General features: G+C 61.4%; 20 protein-coding genes and 1 pseudogene. 9 read left to right on the top strand and 12 right to left on the bottom strand.

Going from position 1 to position 15,833, the window contains the following annotated elements:
* Positions 1–148: 148 nt before the first annotated feature.
* Together PspCFBP13509_RS00850 and PspCFBP13509_RS00855 are read right to left on the bottom strand one after the other, a co-directional pair.
* The gene (locus PspCFBP13509_RS00850; protein WP_065928233.1) at positions 149–1,336 is read right to left on the bottom strand and encodes an MFS transporter; all 1,188 of its coding nucleotides are present in this window, start codon (positions 1,334–1,336) and stop codon (positions 149–151) included.
* The gene (locus tag PspCFBP13509_RS00855; RefSeq protein WP_074844395.1) at positions 1,333–2,496 is read right to left on the bottom strand and encodes an MFS transporter; all 1,164 of its coding nucleotides are present in this window, start codon (positions 2,494–2,496) and stop codon (positions 1,333–1,335) included. The genes PspCFBP13509_RS00850 and PspCFBP13509_RS00855 overlap by 4 nt, the downstream gene beginning before the upstream one ends.
* A 95-nt stretch (positions 2,497–2,591) precedes the next feature.
* Here PspCFBP13509_RS00855 and PspCFBP13509_RS00860 point away from each other — a divergent pair, with 95 nt between their 5' ends.
* The 5 genes and pseudogenes from PspCFBP13509_RS00860 (at position 2,592) to PspCFBP13509_RS00880 (ending at position 5,291) form a co-directional block, all read left to right on the top strand.
* On the top strand, positions 2,592–3,488 hold the full coding sequence (locus tag PspCFBP13509_RS00860; RefSeq protein ID WP_065928235.1) for a LysR family transcriptional regulator: 897 nt from the start codon (positions 2,592–2,594) through the stop codon (positions 3,486–3,488).
* Between the two features lie 164 nt (positions 3,489–3,652).
* Positions 3,653–3,834 (top strand): annotated as a pseudogene (locus tag PspCFBP13509_RS00865) (type II toxin-antitoxin system HicA family toxin).
* Between the two features lie 22 nt (positions 3,835–3,856).
* Positions 3,857–4,267, top strand: a complete 411-nt coding sequence (locus PspCFBP13509_RS00870; RefSeq protein WP_027604351.1) for a type II toxin-antitoxin system HicB family antitoxin — start codon at positions 3,857–3,859, stop codon at positions 4,265–4,267.
* 88 nt (positions 4,268–4,355) lie between these two features.
* The gene (locus PspCFBP13509_RS00875; RefSeq protein ID WP_065928236.1) at positions 4,356–4,697 is read left to right on the top strand and encodes a hypothetical protein; all 342 of its coding nucleotides are present in this window, start codon (positions 4,356–4,358) and stop codon (positions 4,695–4,697) included.
* Between the two features lie 93 nt (positions 4,698–4,790).
* On the top strand, positions 4,791–5,291 hold the full coding sequence (locus tag PspCFBP13509_RS00880; RefSeq protein ID WP_065928237.1) for a methylated-DNA--[protein]-cysteine S-methyltransferase: 501 nt from the start codon (positions 4,791–4,793) through the stop codon (positions 5,289–5,291).
* Here the strand turns inward: PspCFBP13509_RS00880 and PspCFBP13509_RS00885 are convergent, their stop codons facing one another.
* Complete coding sequence (locus tag PspCFBP13509_RS00885) at positions 5,292–6,074, bottom strand: GNAT family N-acetyltransferase (protein ID WP_137211447.1); 783 nt, start codon at positions 6,072–6,074, stop codon at positions 5,292–5,294.
* A gap of 175 nt (positions 6,075–6,249) precedes the next feature.
* Between PspCFBP13509_RS00885 and PspCFBP13509_RS00890 the strand changes: the two genes are divergently transcribed.
* Complete coding sequence (locus PspCFBP13509_RS00890) at positions 6,250–6,675, top strand: low affinity iron permease family protein (RefSeq protein ID WP_027604355.1); 426 nt, start codon at positions 6,250–6,252, stop codon at positions 6,673–6,675.
* Positions 6,676–6,729: 54 nt separating this feature from the next.
* Here the strand turns inward: PspCFBP13509_RS00890 and PspCFBP13509_RS00895 are convergent, their stop codons facing one another.
* The 3 genes from PspCFBP13509_RS00895 to fos all read right to left on the bottom strand — a co-directional run bounded on the left by PspCFBP13509_RS00895 (position 6,730) and on the right by fos (position 8,482).
* On the bottom strand, positions 6,730–7,257 hold the full coding sequence (locus tag PspCFBP13509_RS00895; protein ID WP_027604356.1) for a DUF4142 domain-containing protein: 528 nt from the start codon (positions 7,255–7,257) through the stop codon (positions 6,730–6,732).
* Positions 7,258–7,375: 118 nt separating this feature from the next.
* Positions 7,376–8,017, bottom strand: a complete 642-nt coding sequence (locus tag PspCFBP13509_RS00900; RefSeq protein ID WP_137211448.1) for a LysE family translocator — start codon at positions 8,015–8,017, stop codon at positions 7,376–7,378.
* 54 nt (positions 8,018–8,071) lie between these two features.
* Entirely contained in the window at positions 8,072–8,482 is a 411-nt protein-coding gene (gene fos / locus PspCFBP13509_RS00905) for a fosfomycin resistance glutathione transferase (RefSeq protein ID WP_137211449.1), read from the bottom strand.
* A gap of 100 nt (positions 8,483–8,582) precedes the next feature.
* On the opposite strand from fos, the gene PspCFBP13509_RS00910 reads away from it, so the two are divergent.
* Positions 8,583–8,822 carry a CopG family ribbon-helix-helix protein gene (locus PspCFBP13509_RS00910; protein ID WP_137211450.1) on the top strand — a complete coding sequence of 80 codons (240 nt, stop codon included), beginning with the start codon at positions 8,583–8,585 and terminating at the stop codon, positions 8,820–8,822.
* Positions 8,812–9,096: a type II toxin-antitoxin system RelE/ParE family toxin gene (locus PspCFBP13509_RS00915; protein WP_074844384.1), complete on the top strand. Its 285-nt coding sequence runs from the start codon at positions 8,812–8,814 to the stop codon at positions 9,094–9,096. The genes PspCFBP13509_RS00910 and PspCFBP13509_RS00915 overlap by 11 nt, the downstream gene beginning before the upstream one ends.
* Positions 9,097–9,103: 7 nt before the next feature.
* Here the strand turns inward: PspCFBP13509_RS00915 and PspCFBP13509_RS00920 are convergent, their stop codons facing one another.
* Positions 9,104–10,012 (bottom strand): LysR family transcriptional regulator, encoded by a 909-nt coding sequence (locus PspCFBP13509_RS00920; RefSeq protein ID WP_446730743.1) that lies wholly within the window; start codon positions 10,010–10,012, stop codon positions 9,104–9,106.
* Between the two features lie 77 nt (positions 10,013–10,089).
* On the opposite strand from PspCFBP13509_RS00920, the gene PspCFBP13509_RS00925 reads away from it, so the two are divergent.
* Positions 10,090–10,578 (top strand): DMT family transporter, encoded by a 489-nt coding sequence (locus PspCFBP13509_RS00925; RefSeq protein WP_065947350.1) that lies wholly within the window; start codon positions 10,090–10,092, stop codon positions 10,576–10,578.
* Here PspCFBP13509_RS00925 and PspCFBP13509_RS00930 read toward each other — a convergent pair whose 3' ends face one another.
* The 5 genes from PspCFBP13509_RS00930 to PspCFBP13509_RS00950 form a co-directional block, all read right to left on the bottom strand.
* On the bottom strand, positions 10,579–11,910 hold the full coding sequence (locus PspCFBP13509_RS00930; protein ID WP_027604361.1) for an MFS transporter: 1,332 nt from the start codon (positions 11,908–11,910) through the stop codon (positions 10,579–10,581). It abuts the gene before it with no gap.
* Between the two features lie 59 nt (positions 11,911–11,969).
* On the bottom strand, positions 11,970–12,911 hold the full coding sequence (locus tag PspCFBP13509_RS00935) for a hydroxymethylglutaryl-CoA lyase (RefSeq protein ID WP_065928245.1): 942 nt from the start codon (positions 12,909–12,911) through the stop codon (positions 11,970–11,972).
* Positions 12,908–14,101: a CaiB/BaiF CoA transferase family protein gene (locus PspCFBP13509_RS00940; RefSeq protein WP_065928246.1), complete on the bottom strand. Its 1,194-nt coding sequence runs from the start codon at positions 14,099–14,101 to the stop codon at positions 12,908–12,910. Before PspCFBP13509_RS00940 ends, PspCFBP13509_RS00935 begins: the two co-directional genes overlap by 4 nt.
* Positions 14,102–14,169: 68 nt before the next feature.
* Entirely contained in the window at positions 14,170–15,099 is a 930-nt protein-coding gene (locus PspCFBP13509_RS00945; RefSeq protein ID WP_065928247.1) for a LysR family transcriptional regulator, read from the bottom strand.
* Positions 15,099–15,773 (bottom strand): NAD(P)H-binding protein, encoded by a 675-nt coding sequence (locus tag PspCFBP13509_RS00950; protein ID WP_137211452.1) that lies wholly within the window; start codon positions 15,771–15,773, stop codon positions 15,099–15,101. The genes PspCFBP13509_RS00945 and PspCFBP13509_RS00950 overlap by 1 nt, the downstream gene beginning before the upstream one ends.
* Positions 15,774–15,833 lie beyond the last annotated feature (60 nt).

Genomic DNA, 15,833 nt, shown 5'->3' on the forward strand with positions numbered 1-15,833 from the left:
ACGCCGTTGATCGTATCGGGCTACTAAACCCGACCGCTGATGGGCAGCGGCTGACGAACCTTAAAGAGGTCGCCCAAGACGCACAACTCGGACGAGTCTGATCGTTGTGTAGGCAATGCCGCAAGGTTCAACTCTACGTTCTGACACCTCACTTTTCCTCCCCCCTCTGCACCACCCACGCCAACGGCAACGTCACACCCAACATCCCCGCCAACACCATCACCGCCACCGGCACGCCCAGCACATCCCCCACTGCACCAAACACCACCGGCGCCAACGCGCCACCGCCAATCGTGCCGGTGTAGAACAGCGCAAACGCCTGCTCGCGCTTGCCCGCGCCGGCAAGGTCGGGCACGGCGCCGTACAGCACCGAGGAGGTGCCATTCAGTACCAGCCCCAACAGCGGCAGCATCACCATCAACCCGCTGAGCGGCAGGTACACCGCCGCGACGATCAGCACTGCAGTGCTGGTTTCCGTGATCCACACGGTCTTCATCATGCCGATGCGTGCGCCGAGGTAGCCGCAGAACAGTTTGCCGAAGGCACCACCGATGAACAGCAAGGTCAGGGCGAGGCCGATGCCAGCAGTACCGGCGCCTTTGGCTTGCAGCAGGAACGGCAGGAAAGTAAGAAATCCCATGCGCACGGCGCTGTCGAGGGTGCCGGTGAGGATCAGCGCGCGCAGGCCCGTGGCGGAGCCGCTACCCCTGAGGAACTCGGCTTTTTTTGTGGCGGTGGATTCGGATGCTTGAGCAGGAATCAGCCACCACAACAGCCCCGCCGCCGCCAGACCAAGCAGGCCCAGCAACGTGGCACTGGCCCGCCAACTGATGACGGTTAGCAGCAGCCCGACCAGACCAGGAATCAGGGTTTTGCCGATATCGCCGGAGAAGTTGTACTGGGACAGCGCCTGCTTGATCCCACCGCCGTCCTCGTAAGCGTCGGTGATCATCGACGAGGCCAATGGGTGCTGGGTGCTGGCGCCCAGGCCGCCGAGCAGCAGCGCCACCAGCAACACGCTCAGCCCTGTCGCCTGGCCCACCAACAGGTAGGCGACACCCGCCAACGCCGTGCCGCCCACCAGCATCGGTGTGCGGCCCCAGCGTCTGGCGGCGCGGCTGGCCAGCAATTGGAACACAGCCATCATCCCGGAATAGGCACCCCGCAGAAGGCCGATCTGGGCGTAGGACAAGCCGAACTGAGCCTGCCAGACAGGCAGCAAAACGTAGATCACATCAGTGAGCCCATCATGCACGGCATGGGCGCTGCAACCGGCGAACAAGGCGCGACGGCGCGTCGATGATTCGGGCGAAGGCACAGCGACGGTGTCGTTCATGGTGCAGGAATCAGCTCAGGTTTAAGGGGCTTCCAGCCGGTCAAGGCGATCAACAAGGTCAGCAGCTGGAAACCGATGATCAGCACCACGCACCCGACCCAGCCCCAGCGCTCCCAGATCAGCGCCGGGACAATGGCGCCGCCACTGCCGCCCAGGTAATAACAGGTGAGATACACCCCGACAGCACCCGTCTTGTTATCGCCCGCGGTGGCCGTGATAAACCCATTGGCGGCCGCCTGGGCGAGGAACACACCGGTGGAACTGAGCGCCAGGCCGACGACGATGCACCACAGGGACGGCATCAGGGTCAACGCCGAACCACTGACGCCCAGCACGGCGGCGACACCCAGCAGTTGGGCATGGGGCCGGGCTTTGCTGAGGCGTCCGGCGATGGGAATCACGATCAACGCCAACAGGAACACCATATACAGCGTCCCCAACGCCGCAGGCCCAAGGTTGAACGGCGGCAGGCCCAAGTACAAACCTGCGTAGGTAAACGCCGCGACTTGCGAAAACAACACGCAGAAACCTACGGCGTATGCCGCCAACAGCGGCCTGCGAAATACACCTGACGAGGAGGCTTTAACCTGCACGGTCCGCGGGCGGTTGGCCGGCAACAGAAACTGGATGAATCCGCCGACCATCAAGCTCAGCACCGCGAGCACTTCAAAGGCCTCACGCCAGCCCACATACTCGGTCATGACTCCGGTGACGAAGCGCCCGGCGAACCCGCCCAACACGGTGCCCGCGACGTAGAGACTCGTCACCTCCGTGACCGTGCCGCCGCTCCAGCGGTCGCCGATGTAGGCCACACTGGTGGCGAACAGCACCGGGATCAGCATGCCCTCGACAAAGCGCCACACCAGCACTTCGGCAAAGCTGTCGGCATAAGCGGTCATCAATGCCGGCACCGCCAGCAGCACAGCGGCCACCGAGATCACCGTGCGTTGTGCAAAACGTCCGGTCAGGCGACTGACGAAAGGTGCCGTGATCGCCACCGCCAGGGTGGTGACGGTGATGCTCCAGCCCGCCTCCTTGGCACTGATATGAAAGTGCGCAGCGAACGTCTGGAGGATGCTTTGGGTCGCATAGAGGTTGAGAAACGCCGCGCAGCCACACAGGAACAGGGCAAGGCGGGCACAATGCAGGCGCAGTTTCATGAAACCTCTCGTTTTATTTTGAAAGGTCTTTATAGAATGGCCGGCAGGTCTTGAACCAATACCGAATTCCGACCGATTGATACCCAAGGATCAGGATGCTCGACCTACGCAAGCTGCGTTACTTTCTGACCGTCGCCGAAGAATTGCATTTCGGTCGCGCCGCCCTGCGCCTGCACCTGGCCCAGCCGCCTTTGACCCGGCATATTTCAGCGCTGGAGGCAGAGTTGGGTTTCAAGCTGTTCGATCGCACCAGCCGCACCGTGACCCTCACCGCACAGGGACGCTCGTTCTTGCCCTATGCACGTGGCGTGTTGGAACAGGTGGAGTTGGCTCAGGTGATTGCCGGGAAGTTGGCAGCAGGGACAGCGGGTCAACTGGCCTTGGGCTACGTCAGCTCGATTGCCCTGTCGGACCTGTTCAGCCAATCGATCCAGGCCTTCGCCCAACGCTTTCCCGATGTGCAACTGACCCTGGTGGAATGCGCCTCCGGCAGTCTCGGTGCGCAAGTGGCCGATGGACGGCTGGATATTGGGTTGAGCCGGCTGTTGCCACAAAACGACGCAGTGCAAGCGCTGTCGTTGGGCGAGGAACCCTTGGTGGCAGCGGTGTCGAGTGACAGCCCGTTGGCCAGCCTGGCCGACATCAGCCTGGCGCAGCTCAGTGCCTATCCTTTGATTCTGTTTCCAGCCGATTACGGCTCGGGGCTGAACCAGTCCATCGAGCAGCTTTACCGCCACCATGGCGTGCCCCTGCATGCCGGGCCGACCGGACGGCAGATCACTTCGATCATTGCACTGGTGGCCGCCGGGCAAGGGGTGGCGCTGGTACCGGCCTGTACCCGGAGTTTGATGAACAAGGGCGTGACTTATCGGCCTTTGGTGGAGGCGGATGCGTGTGCGCAGTTGTTGGTGTTGACGCCGACCGAAAGACACAGTGTGTTGATTGACGCGTTTCTTGCCGTTATCGAAGAGGCATTACACATCCGGCAATGACCCGAAAAACCCCGCAATATCTCCCCGCTGCGCCGATTCCACTCGCTCTTACACTGCATTCACCATCTGCCGAAATGCCGGTCATCGAAGACCGGTAGGTAGAGTGTTGATAATTTATTTTCAGTGGTTATAGTCACCACCAACACACACCACAAGGAGGTGCTGTGGATAGCCGATACTTGATAGGTCACATCGTCGCAGACGGCTGGTACCTGGTGCGCATCAGAGGCAGTCATCACCACTTCAAGCACCCGACGAAGCCTGGCTTGGTGACGATCCCCATCCAAAGAAAGACCTGTTGGACAAGACCGCCAAGAGCATTTTGAAACAAGCTTTGTTGAGTTAATCGTCCCTGGAGAACAACGAACATGCTGTACCCCATCGCAATTTCAACCGGTGACCACGATCACGCCTGGGGCGTGGAAGTCCCGGATATTCCCGGTTGCTACTCTGCCGGTGACGATCTGGACGACGCCATGGCCATGGCGCGCGAAGCCATCGAAGGGCACTTCGAAATCCTCGCGGAAGACGGCGCGCCGATCCCGAGCGCCCAGAAGGTCACCGTGCATGCCGCCAACCCTCAGTACGCCGGCTGCACTTGGGCGGTTGTAGACATCGATGTCACCAAGTACCTGGGCAAGGCGCAAAAACTCAACATCACATTGCCGGGCTACCTGCTCAACCGCATCGATGAATATGTACTGCACCACCCGGAGGAAAAAAGCCGCTCCGGCTTCCTCGCGTCGGCGGCGCTCAAGGTGCTGCAACAGGATCGGTAGCTGCAACGGGAGCAAAGTCTGAATGCGGCACTGCATCCATAGCGTGATGATGTCGCTTCATTGAGCTTGCGACCCCAGGGTTATTGCCATGATTGAACCCAAACAACCCACATCCACACCTGTACTGCGCCAAGTGCTCGGCTGGGTGCTGGTGTTGCCACTGCTGGTCGCGCTGGTGCGGCTTCCGTATCCCTTGGGGCTGGGGCTGGCGCTCGGATCAATCGCCGCGTCCGTCTACGGCGTAGGGTTTGCCAGGCGCCATGCCAGCCGAGGCGTGACCGTATTCGCTGCAATCGTCACGCTGTTCAATCTGATTTCCCTGGTCGCCATCGGGGAGGCCTCAGTCATCATGGGGCTCTACAGGATTTCCTGGTTCTACTGGTACCCGTACTATTCCAACTGGGTTTACTGGAATGTCCAGGGCCAGTAAGAATTCCACCGCAAGAAACGTAGTGTTCAGTCCGGCGGATGGCAATACCGTAGGCCTGTAGCGTTTAACAACTGCCCCTCGAGGAGCCCGCTCATGCCTTACGAATACAAGCTCATGCCTTCCCCTGTCGGTGAGCTCACCCTGGTGGCGCGCGATGGCAAGCTCAGTGCCATCCTGTGGGAAGTCGAGCGCGCCAACCGTGTGCGCCTGGGTCAATTGCACGAAGCCAACGACAGCCCGGTGCTGTTGGAAACCGAGCGCCAGTTGAAGGAGTACTTTGCGGGGACTCGCCACACATTCGACCTGGAACTGGATTTCACCGGTACCGCCTTTCAGAAGCAGGTCTGGCAGGCGCTGCTGACTATTCCTTTTGGCGAAACCCGCAGCTACAGCCAGATCGCCCGGCAGATCGGCAACCCGAAAGCCGTACGTGCCGTGGGCGCTGCCAATGGGCGTAATCCTATCTCGATCATTGCGCCGTGCCATCGAGTGATTGGTGCCTCGGGCACCTTGACCGGGTTTGCCGGAGGACTCGACGCCAAGCAGTATCTGTTGACGCTTGAGGACCGCAGCCAGGTGAAAATGAGCTTCTGATCAGGCGATTGCAACCGGCCCCCGAGTAAAAGCCTGGTAATCGAATAAGCCTTCGAAACCCAGCTTGCGATACAGCGAGATCCCCTCCATCGTCGCTTCAAGAAAACAGCGCCGGGCCCCCAGGCTTGCAGCGTGAAGCAGGGCGGCTTGAAGCAATCGTGTGCCATAACCTCTTGCGCGAAAATCCACGAGCGTGCCGAAATCGCTAAGCCGTGCCTCCCCATTCCACATGGATAAAGTCAACGAACACCTCACCTGCCCCTCGGTGGAAAGGATGAAGTGGTGAAGCGATTGGCCCGCTTCAAGAGCCCGCTGGTGCCGGGCTTGATAACGTGCAACACCCTCGGGCGCCATCGAAAACGCATTGCCAAGGGGAACTGCCCAGTGGGCCAGGTTCCGAGTCAAGCTGATCTGCACCGAGCGGTCATCCGTAGATGAAACAAAGCCCGACAGATCGAGGACCATCGCAGTGGTCTTTTCGGCAGGCTGAAAACCCAGCCCGATGAGGGCCTCGGCTACCGCACCGACCTTTTCCTCATGAATCACGACGCGCGTATCCAGAAAGATACGACGAAGCAAGTCCAGGGGCGCTGCCATAGCCCCCCCCATCGGGGCACTGCCGACTCGGATAAACAGCAGGTTCCATGGGTCGAAATATTCGCCGGTAAAGTAAGCGTTGATACAAGCGTTGTAGCGGCGATGCAGCGAGCACGTCGCGGCGAAATAATGATCTTCGGTCTGGTGATAAAGCGAAGGCAGGTCGCAGGCGGTATCAGCGTGCATGGGAATTTCCGCATAAAAACCCAGTCTTGCGCCTATCGCTGCAGAGCGCCGTAGGCTCACTCCTAAGAACCCTGCAGAAAACGCACAATGTTGTTCACACCCTAAGTTGTAAAAAGAAATTTCAGAGCGTGCCTGTGGTCAGTATTTTCATCACTCACCTTTAAGGAAAACGGTCATGAAATTCTCTGCAGTCTCACAATCCCTGTCCCGTTGGGCAGGCAGTGCCCGGACGTTCTATGCGGCGGTCGCGTTGATTTTCCTGTGGAGCTTGAGCGGTCCGTACTTCCACTACAACGACACCTGGCAGTTGATCATCAACACTTCGACCACCATCATCACCTTCCTGATGGTGTTCCTGATCCAGAACACGCAAAACCGCGATAACGACATCCTGCACATCAAGATCGATGAACTGCTGCGGGTCTCCAAGGATGCGCAGAACGCCGTGCTGAGCCTGGATGGCCTGGACCGCAAGGAGCTGGAAAAACTGCGCCAGGAATACCGCAGCATCGGCAACACCGGCACCGTAAGCCTGAACAGCAGTTGCGGCCACGCGGCCGATGACGCGGCCCCGAACAAAACCGACCTGAACCAGGCGTAAAAAAACGGCGGTTGGACATGATCCAACCGCCGTTTTTCATATCAAGCGAAGGGCTCAACCGTCGCCTTGATGGCCCTTACCGTAGGTCGAGGCCAGGGCTCGGGCCTTTTGCAGACGTTCTTCCAGCTTGGGCAGCGTCTCATCCACCAGTGCCTTGATTTCCGGCACATCCGAGGCCGCCCCTTCGCGCTTGAACAGGGCAATGGCGTCTTCGTTTTCCTTCACTTGCTGCGCGGTGTAGGCCGCGTCGAAGGAGTCGCCGTCCTTGAGTTCGGGCATCAGGGTTTCGGCCTTGTCGACGATCTTCTCCCGTGGGGCCACTGGCAGGTCGAGCTTCTTGGCGATCGCCGCCAAATGCTGGTTGGCCAGGGTGCGCTCGTTGATCACCTCGATGGTGTAGTCCTTGATTTCCTGGGACGAGGTCTTGGCGTGGGCCATGCGACTGGTTTCGATATCGGCCATGCCTTTGGCCGAAGCCTGCTCGATGAATTCAGCAGGCGACTGGGCGAAAGCATTGCTGGCGCCGAGGCCCAGCAGCATCGCGAAACTGGCGGTGCGTAACCGGATAGCCATGCGGCTCATGATGGGTTCCTCCAGGGCAAAAATAGGTGCGGGGAAAGACACCTCGCCCTGAATTCGAATTTTCCGGGCGGCAAAGGTTTAGAAAAAACTTACCCGTGCGACGAACGGTCGTGGCCCGTCAGGCGGGTTTGCTGCCGAACAGGCCTGGCAGCGCATGGGCCAGGGCATTGATGGCGAAGCCGATAAACATCACGCCGCAGAGCCTGGTGATGAGGATTTCATGGCGCTGATACACGGTGCGCACCCGCTGGGCACCGACCACGCCGATCAGGATCGCGTAGGCCAACAGGCCACCGACGAAGCTCAGGAAGATCAACGCCGGCAGCATCGACCAGGTCAGCAATTCGGCGCGGCTGGACAGCAATGCAGTAAATGTCGCCACGGCCACCGGATACGCCTTGGGGTTGGTCAAGCCGAACAGGATGCCGTGCCAGAACGGATGCCGCGCCGCGCCCTGGGGGGCTTCACTGCTGCGACGCTGGGTACGAATCGCGCGCCAGCCGAGCCAGAACAGGTACAGCCCACTGAGCACGCCGAGCACATCGAACGCGCTGCTGCCTACTTCCCGCGCGCCCACAATCGCGATCAGCGCCGTACTGCACCACAGCACATCGCCGAGCAAGTGCCCGCACAGAAACCCCGCCCCGGCACGACGCCCCCGGGCGGCGCCGATGCCAAACACCGCCAATACGCCGGGGCCAGGCGTAATACCGTAGATAAAACCCGAAGCGAGGACGGCGAGCAGCATGGAGGGGGTCATGGGCGCGACTCTGACAAAGCATGGGAAGGTGGACGGATTCTGCACGTTCCTGCGCTATGGGTAAAACCTCATTCCCGCATAGGGATTGTCGCGGCAAGCCAACAGACGCGAAGCCAGGTCGCCGACATGGGCTTCGAGCTTATGGCCGTCGGGATCGAGGAAATAGAACGAGGCACCTTCGCTGCGATTGTCGCGCCACTCTTGCACCCTGGCGGCGCGCAGACGCGAGACCAGCGCAGCGAACTCACTCGTTGCGACTGTAAACGCATAGTGGGTGTAATCGGCCCCTGGCTTCGACTCGCGCAACGGATCAAGCGACAGGCATAGCCATAGGCCCGGCAATGACAAATAGGCTCCGGAGTCCCAAGTAGCCTCGAGCTTGAGTTGCAACAAATCATGGTAAAACCCGACGCTGCGCTGCAAATCGGTGACCGACAGGGTCAAGTGATTGAGGCCTGAGAGCATGAGCATTTTCCTTATCGGCCCCCCCTGACGAACGGGGGTAAATCGTGAAGAGATGACAATGTAGTATGTTGCACTACATATCACTACATCGAGGCTCCCCATGTCTGTTATGTCCCTACGCATACCCGAAGACATCGCCGCCACGCTTGCCAGTCTCGCCAAGGCGACCGGGCGCAGCAAATCCTTTCTCGCAGTCGATGCATTACGCGAATATTTGACGCGCGAAGCGTGGCAAATCGAAGAAATTCAAAAAGCATTGAAAGAAGCAGACGCAGGCGAGTTCGCAACGGCTGCGGAAGTAAAAGCCATCGCCGATAAATGGCGCACCAATGCAGGTTGAGTGGCTGAGGACAGCCCTCAAGAACCTTGATGATGAAGCCGCGTACATTGCGCAGGAAAATCCCAAAGCCGCCCATGAGTTCGTCCAGGCCATCATGGTTGGGCTAGGACATGTCGCTGAATTTCCTGCAGTGGGAAAGGAAGGTCGAGTGCCAGGAACGCGGGAGTGGGTAGTGCCTCGATGGCCTTACATCGTTCCCTACCGGATTCGAGATGGACGATTACAAGTGATGCGAATTTTTCATACACGTCGCCAGCCACCGACATCCTGGTAGCAACCATTCAGCCCTGTAACCCTCCCTGCACTCGCCCAATCAACCACTGCAACCCCGAATCCCCGCCTCGTCGCGCATGCCACGCCAGTTCAAAGGTAAACGACGGAATATGAAACGGCGGCGCCACGGCGACCAGATGCGGGTGATCAATATTCAGCAAGCCTCGCGACGATACGGTGAGAATCAAGTCCGTGCCCTCAATCAATTGCGGCGCCACGCCCCAGTGCGGCAGGCTGATCGCCACGTGCCGTCGTTCACGAATCGCCGTCAGCGCCCGTTCGATTTCCGGCGCGCCGCTGCCGCGCATTTCCAGCAGTACGTGGGGGCGCGACAGGTAGGTGGGCAGGTCGAGCGCACCGTTGTGCGGCAGGCTGTTGCGGTCCAGCAGGCAGGTGTAATGCTCTTCGAACAACGGCGCGGTGCGCAGCTCGGCGGGCATGTCGGGGAAGACACCGGCAGCCAGGTCCAGATCACCATTGAGCACACCGTCGACCATGCCTTCGCGGCTGGCCTGGATGATTTGCAGGTCGATACCGGGCGCCTCACGCCGCAGGACGCGGACCAGACCCGGCAGGAAAATCGCCGCACTGTAGTCCGACATCGCCACGCGAAACCGGCGCTTGGCCGATGCCGGGTCAAAGCGATTCGGCGCCAGCAGCGCCTGCACCTGGGCCAGGGCTTCAGCCAATGGCGCCGCCAACTCCAGGGCACGGGCCGTGGGCACCAATGTGCCGCCCTGACGCACCAGCAGCGGGTCACCCAATAAATCGCGCAAGCGCGCCAGCGCGTGGCTCACTGCCGGCTGGCTGAGGTGCAAACGGTCGGCGGCGCGGGTGACGTGTTGCTCACTGAGCAAGGCGTCAAGGACCACCAACAGGTTAAGGTCGATGCGGCGCAGATCATTCATCAGCTGCATGCTCTATATAAAAACTTGGAATTTAAATTTGCGTGACGAATAGCCTAGAGTCCAGCAAAACCTCTGGGAGATTCGCCATGACGACGTTGCATTGGGCCGGTTTTTTGTTATTGGCGGTGATCGCCGGGGCGGTAGTGCCGTTTCAAAGTGCGATCAATGCCAACCTCGGACGCGGCCTTGGGCATCCGTTGTGGGCCACCCTGGCGTCGCTGCTGGTGAGCATCCTCGTGCTGCTGCCGGTGATCGTGGCGCTGCGCCTGCCGCTGCCCGGCCTCGCATTTATCACCAAGGCGCCGCTGTGGATGTGGGCCGGGGGCGCGTTTGGCGTGTGCTTTATCGCGCTGGCGTTGACGCTGCTGCCCAAGCTGGGCGCGTCGGGATTTATCGCCCTGGCCATGGCCGGGCAAATTCTCGCGTCGCTGCTGCTGGATCACTTCGGCCTGTTTGGCTTGGCCGAGCGCTCACTGACAACGCCCCGAATCCTTGGCGCGTTGTTGTTGATGGGCGGCGTGGCGTTGATTCAGTTCAGCGCCACACCGGCCCGAGCGCTGACAAACGCCGGCTGATCAGGCCTTGTCGAGGGTGCGCAGCTTTTGCGGCAGGCCCCACAGCAGCAGCGCCGCCGCCAACAACGCGCACACGCCGATCACATAGAGTGCCGGGGTGGTGCTGCCGGTAAGGTCCTTGATCCGCCCCACCATCACCGGGCTGACAATCCCACCGAACTGCCCGAGGGTATTGATCACCGCAATCCCGCCCGCCGCGCCTGCGCCGGCACCGGCCAGCAACTTGGGCGGCAGGGTCCAGAAGGTCGGGATCGACGCGATGATGCCGGCGCCCAACATGCCCAGGGCGATGATCAGGAAGGTGGTGTGGTCGGCAAAGATCCCGGCACTGAAGAAGCCCACCGCGCCCAGCACCACCAAGCCGCAGACAAACTTGCGGCGCTCGCCGGTCGCGTCCGACAGCCGCCCGATCACCACCATGCTGATCGCGCCGCACACATAGGGAATCGCGGTGAGCAGGCCGATCATCACCGGGCTTTGGGTGCCGGCGCTGCGGATCAGCTGCGGCGCCCAGAAGTTGAGGCCGTAAGACGCCACCTGGATCAGGAAGTAGATAAACCCGAGCATCAGGAAGCCGGGAATGCGGATCGCCGACAGCAGTGAGCCGCCATGTGTGTTCGGCTCATGCCGGGCAATACGGCTCGACAGCAAAGTCTTCTCCGCCGGCGTCAGCCAGTGCGCGTCTTCGATACGGTCCTTGAGCAAGGTCAGCACCAGCAAGCCCAAGCCGATGCAGGGCAAGCCGCCGAGCAGGAACAGCCAGTGCCAGCCGCGCATCTGCAGCACGCCGTCGAGGTGTTCCAGCACCAGGCCGGAGAACGGCGCACCTACCAGGCCGGCAAAGGCGGACGCCAGGAACAGCATCGAGGTAATGCGCCCGCGGAAGTGCTGCGGGAACCACAACGTCAGGTAATACAGCACACCGGGCGCGAAGCCCGCCTCCATCGCACCGATGATGAAACGCAGGCCATAGAACTGCCATTCGGCGGTGACAAACACCATGGCCGCCGTGGCCAGGCCCCACGACATCATGATCCGCGCGATCCAGCGCCGCGCGCCGACCTTGTACAGCATCATGTTGCTCGGCACTTCAAAGATCACATACCCCACCACGAACAACCCGGCGCCCAGGCCGTAGGCGGTATCGCTCAGGCTGAGGTCGGCCTGCAGCTGGAACTTGGCAAAGCTGATGTTGATGCGGTCAAAAAACGCGAACAGGTAACACACCATGATCAGCGGCATCAGGCGCCAGGCGACCTTGCTGACCAGGGCTTTTTCGGCATCGATTTCAGCGGCCGGGCGCGCGCCGGCCTCCAACGTATTAGTGCTCATGGTTTCTCTCCAGCGGACTGCTCACAGGCGTCCGATTGTTTTTGTTGTCTGGTATGGCGTTACAAGGCGGCGATGTAGTCCGGCGGCGGATGCAGGTCGCAATTGCGCCCGGCCTTGGCCACCTGGCCGGGTAATTCATGGCCCAGCAAGGCCGGCAAGCGGCGGGACAGGCTCAGCAGGTGCGGCAGGTCGACTCCGGTGTGAATGCCGACCTCTTCACACAGGTTGACCAGGTCTTCGGTGCAGATATTGCCCGACGCCCCCGGCGCAAACGGGCACCCACCCAGGCCACCCAACGCCGCGTCAAAACGCCGTGCCCCGGCTTCGTAGGCGGCCAGCACATTGCACAGGCCCAGGCCGCGGGTGTTATGAAAATGCAGGGTCAGGTCGCTGGCGGGCACGCGTTGCAACACGCGCTTGACCAGGCGTTCCACCTGGCGCGGGTTGGCCATGCCGGTGGTGTCGGCAAGGCTGATGCCCTGGATGCCCAGTTGCAGATAGGCGTCGACCAGTTGCAGTACGCGGTCTTCATCGATCCTGCCTTCGAACGGGCAGCCAAAGGTGGTGGCGATGCTGCCGTTGAGGCGTACCGGGTGCCCGGCGGCAAAGCTGACGATCTCGCCGAATGCCGCCAACGACGCCTCGCACCGCATGCGCATATTCGCCAGGTTGTGGGTCTGGCTGGCCGACATCACCAGATTCAGTTCATCGGCGCGCGACTCGACGGCGCGCTGGGCGCCCTTGAGGTTAGGGATCAGCGCAACGTAGATCACACCGGCTTTACGCTCGATGCCCTGGAACACGTGTTCGCCATCGCGCAATGCAGGGATGGCCTTGGGCGACACGAAAGAACCGGCTTCGATCCGCGAAAACCCGGCCAGGGAAAGCTGGTCGATCAGGGCGATCTTGTCAGCGGTTTCAACCCAGGTCGGTTCGATTTGCAGGCCATCGCGCGGGGACACTTCCTGCACGATCAGCGGGTCGCAATAGTCAGTGATCATTGCACCACTCCCGAGGTTTTCAGGCGTTGAATGTCGGCAACCGTAAGGCCCAGGCTGCCGAGGATGTCATCAGTGTGCTGGCCCAGGCTCGGGCCCTGCCAGTTCACGGCGCCGGGGGTTTCCGAGAGCTTGGGCACGATGCCGGGCATCTTCACCGACACACCGCCCGGCAGCTCGGCATTGAGCAACATGTCGCGCGCCTGGTAGTGCGGGTCGCTGACGATATCGGCCACGGAGTAGATGCGCCCGGCCGGCACTTCGGCGGCTTCCAGGGCGCTGAGCACCTGCTCGATAGGCAGGCTGCTGGTCCAGTGGGTGATGGCGGCATCGAGCAAAGCGCTTTTCGCCGCACGACCATCGTTGTGGGCGAATTCGGCGGCTTCGGCCAGGTCGGCACGGCCGATGGTGGTCATCAGGCGCTTGTAGATCGGGTCGCTGTTACCGGCGATCACCACATAGGCACCGTCGGCGGTCAGGTAGGTATTCGAAGGTGCGATACCGGGCAAGGCACCGCCGCTGCGCTCACGCACGTGGCCGAGCATGTCGTATTCGGGCACCAGGCTTTCCATCAGGTTGAACACGCTTTCCGCCAGGGACACATCGACAATCTGCCCGTCGCCCTGGCCGGTCTTGACCCGCAACAACGCCATCAGCGCGCCGATCACGCCATGCAACGACGCCAGGGAGTCGCCGAGGCTGACGCCGACCCGAGCCGGGGGCGAATCGGGGTTGCCGGTGGTGTAGCGAATCCCGCCCATGGCTTCGCCGATGGCACCGAAACCAGGGCGGTCGCGGTACGGGCCGGTCTGGCCGTAGCCGGAGATACGCACCAGGGTCAGCTTGGGGTTGAGCGCGTGCAGTACGTCCCAGCCCAGGCCGAGTTTTTCCAGGCCACCGGGGCGCAGGTTTTCGATCAGCACATCGGCGTCGCCGAGCAGCTGCTTGATCAGGTCCAGGCCTTCAGCGGACTTGAGGTCCAGCGCCAGGGATTTCTTGTTGCGCGATTGCAGGTACCACCACAGCGAGGTGCCTTCATGCAGCTTTCGCCATTTACGAAGTGGATCGCCCTGCCCCAGGGCTTCGATCTTGATCACCTCGGCACCGAACTCGGCCATCAGCCGGGCGGCGAACGGCGCGGCAATCAGCGTGCCGATCTCGATCACCTTGATACCGCTCAAGGGAGCCGTCATGGGGTGTACCTCTTATTCTTGGAATGTGCAGCCAAGGCTAGAGGACAGGGACAGGAAAAATCCAACCGTCAGTTGGCAAGGAGCGTTCGCTGAATGCGAACGCTCAGATAATCGAACAGCAGCCGGCTCACGGGTGACAACTGCGCCTCATCGCGCACCACCAGGATCAAACTGCGGTCCGACCAGGCATCGGTCAGTGGCACGGCATGCAGGCCCAGGGCACGGCCAAACAACTCATAGGCCTTCAGCGGCAGGATGCCGATGCCCATGTTCGCCTGGACCATCCGGCACATCGCATCAAAGCCCGGCACATGAATACGCAGGCGCAGTGTCTTGCCGGCCTCGCGCGCGGCGGCGTGGGTGCGCATGTTGATCGAGCTGGCGGCGTGCAGGCCCACGTAGTCACTGTCCAGGGTCTCGGCGAAGGCCAGGCTTTCGCGCGGCGCCAACGGGTGATCCGCCGGCATCAATACCACCAGTTTGTCGTGGCGATAGGTCACGCTGGGCAGGCCCTTGGTGTCGGTATCACTGGAGCAGATCCCCAGGTCCGCCACCCCATCCAGCACACCTTGCACCACGCCATTGCTGGGGCGCTCTTCAAGGTCGGTTTTCACTTCGGGATGCAGCTCGGAAAAATCCCGCAAGTCTTCTGGAAGAAACTGAATAATCGCCGAGAGATTGGCCAGCATCCGCACGTAACCGCGCACGCCGTGGCTGTGTTCGCCCAGTTCCAGGCCCATTTTTTCCACGTTGAACAGCATCTGCCGGGCATGATGCAGCAGGGTTTCGCCGGCGGCGGTGAGGTCCATGCCCTTGGCCCGTCGCACGAACAGGCTCACCCCCAGCACCTGCTCCAGCTCCATCAAACGCTTGCTGGCTGCCGACACGGCGATGGCTTCGCGGGCGGCGGCGCGGGTCAGGGTGCCCTCTTCGAACACCGCGACGAACAGCTGCAGGGTGATCAAGTCAAGGCGACGCACCAGGCTCTTGTGCAACATCAGGCGCGCTCGGACGCCAGGCGATTGATCTCGGCCTGTTCCACCACCGGTTGCGGCGCGCCATGGCGCACCGCCGCGAGCATCGCCCGGCCGACAGTCTCCGTGCTCACCACCCAGCCCGGCTTGACCCGACGCACCAACGACAGCACTGGCCCGAGCACGGAATAGAAGGCTTGATACAACGGCGTCTTCGAGCGCACACCGTGCAGCGGCTGAATGATCCCCGGCCGGAACAGGTACACCGCCTTGAACGGCAGGCGCAGCAGGGCATTCTCGGTCTTGCCCTTGACCCGCGCCCACATCGACTTGCCCGCCTCGGAGCTGTCGGTACCGGCGCCGGACACGTAGATGAACGTCATTTGCGGATTAAGCCGCGCCAGGGTGCTGGCGGCGACGAGGGTCAGGTCATAAGTGAGGTGGGTGTACTTGGTTTCATTCAGGCCCGCCGAGGAGACGCCGAGGCAGAAGAAACACGCGTCAAACCCTTGCAGCAGGTTTTCCAGGGGTTGGAAATCCAGCATGTCGCTGTGCAACACCTGATGCAACTTGCCGTGTTCCCGGGTCAGGGGCGTGCGGCCGACGGCGACGACTTCCTGTACGTCATCGGCCAGCAGGCACTCGCGCAGGACGCCCTGGCCGACCATGCCGGTGGCACCGAATAACAGAACTCTCATAAGGGGACCTCAGCGGCAAGCCGCAAGCTTCATGCTCAAGTTGAATGCAGTGCGAGACTC

This window comes from Pseudomonas sp. CFBP13509 (assembly GCF_005233485.1).
Classification (GTDB): Bacteria; Pseudomonadota; Gammaproteobacteria; order Pseudomonadales; family Pseudomonadaceae; genus Aquipseudomonas; species Aquipseudomonas marginalis.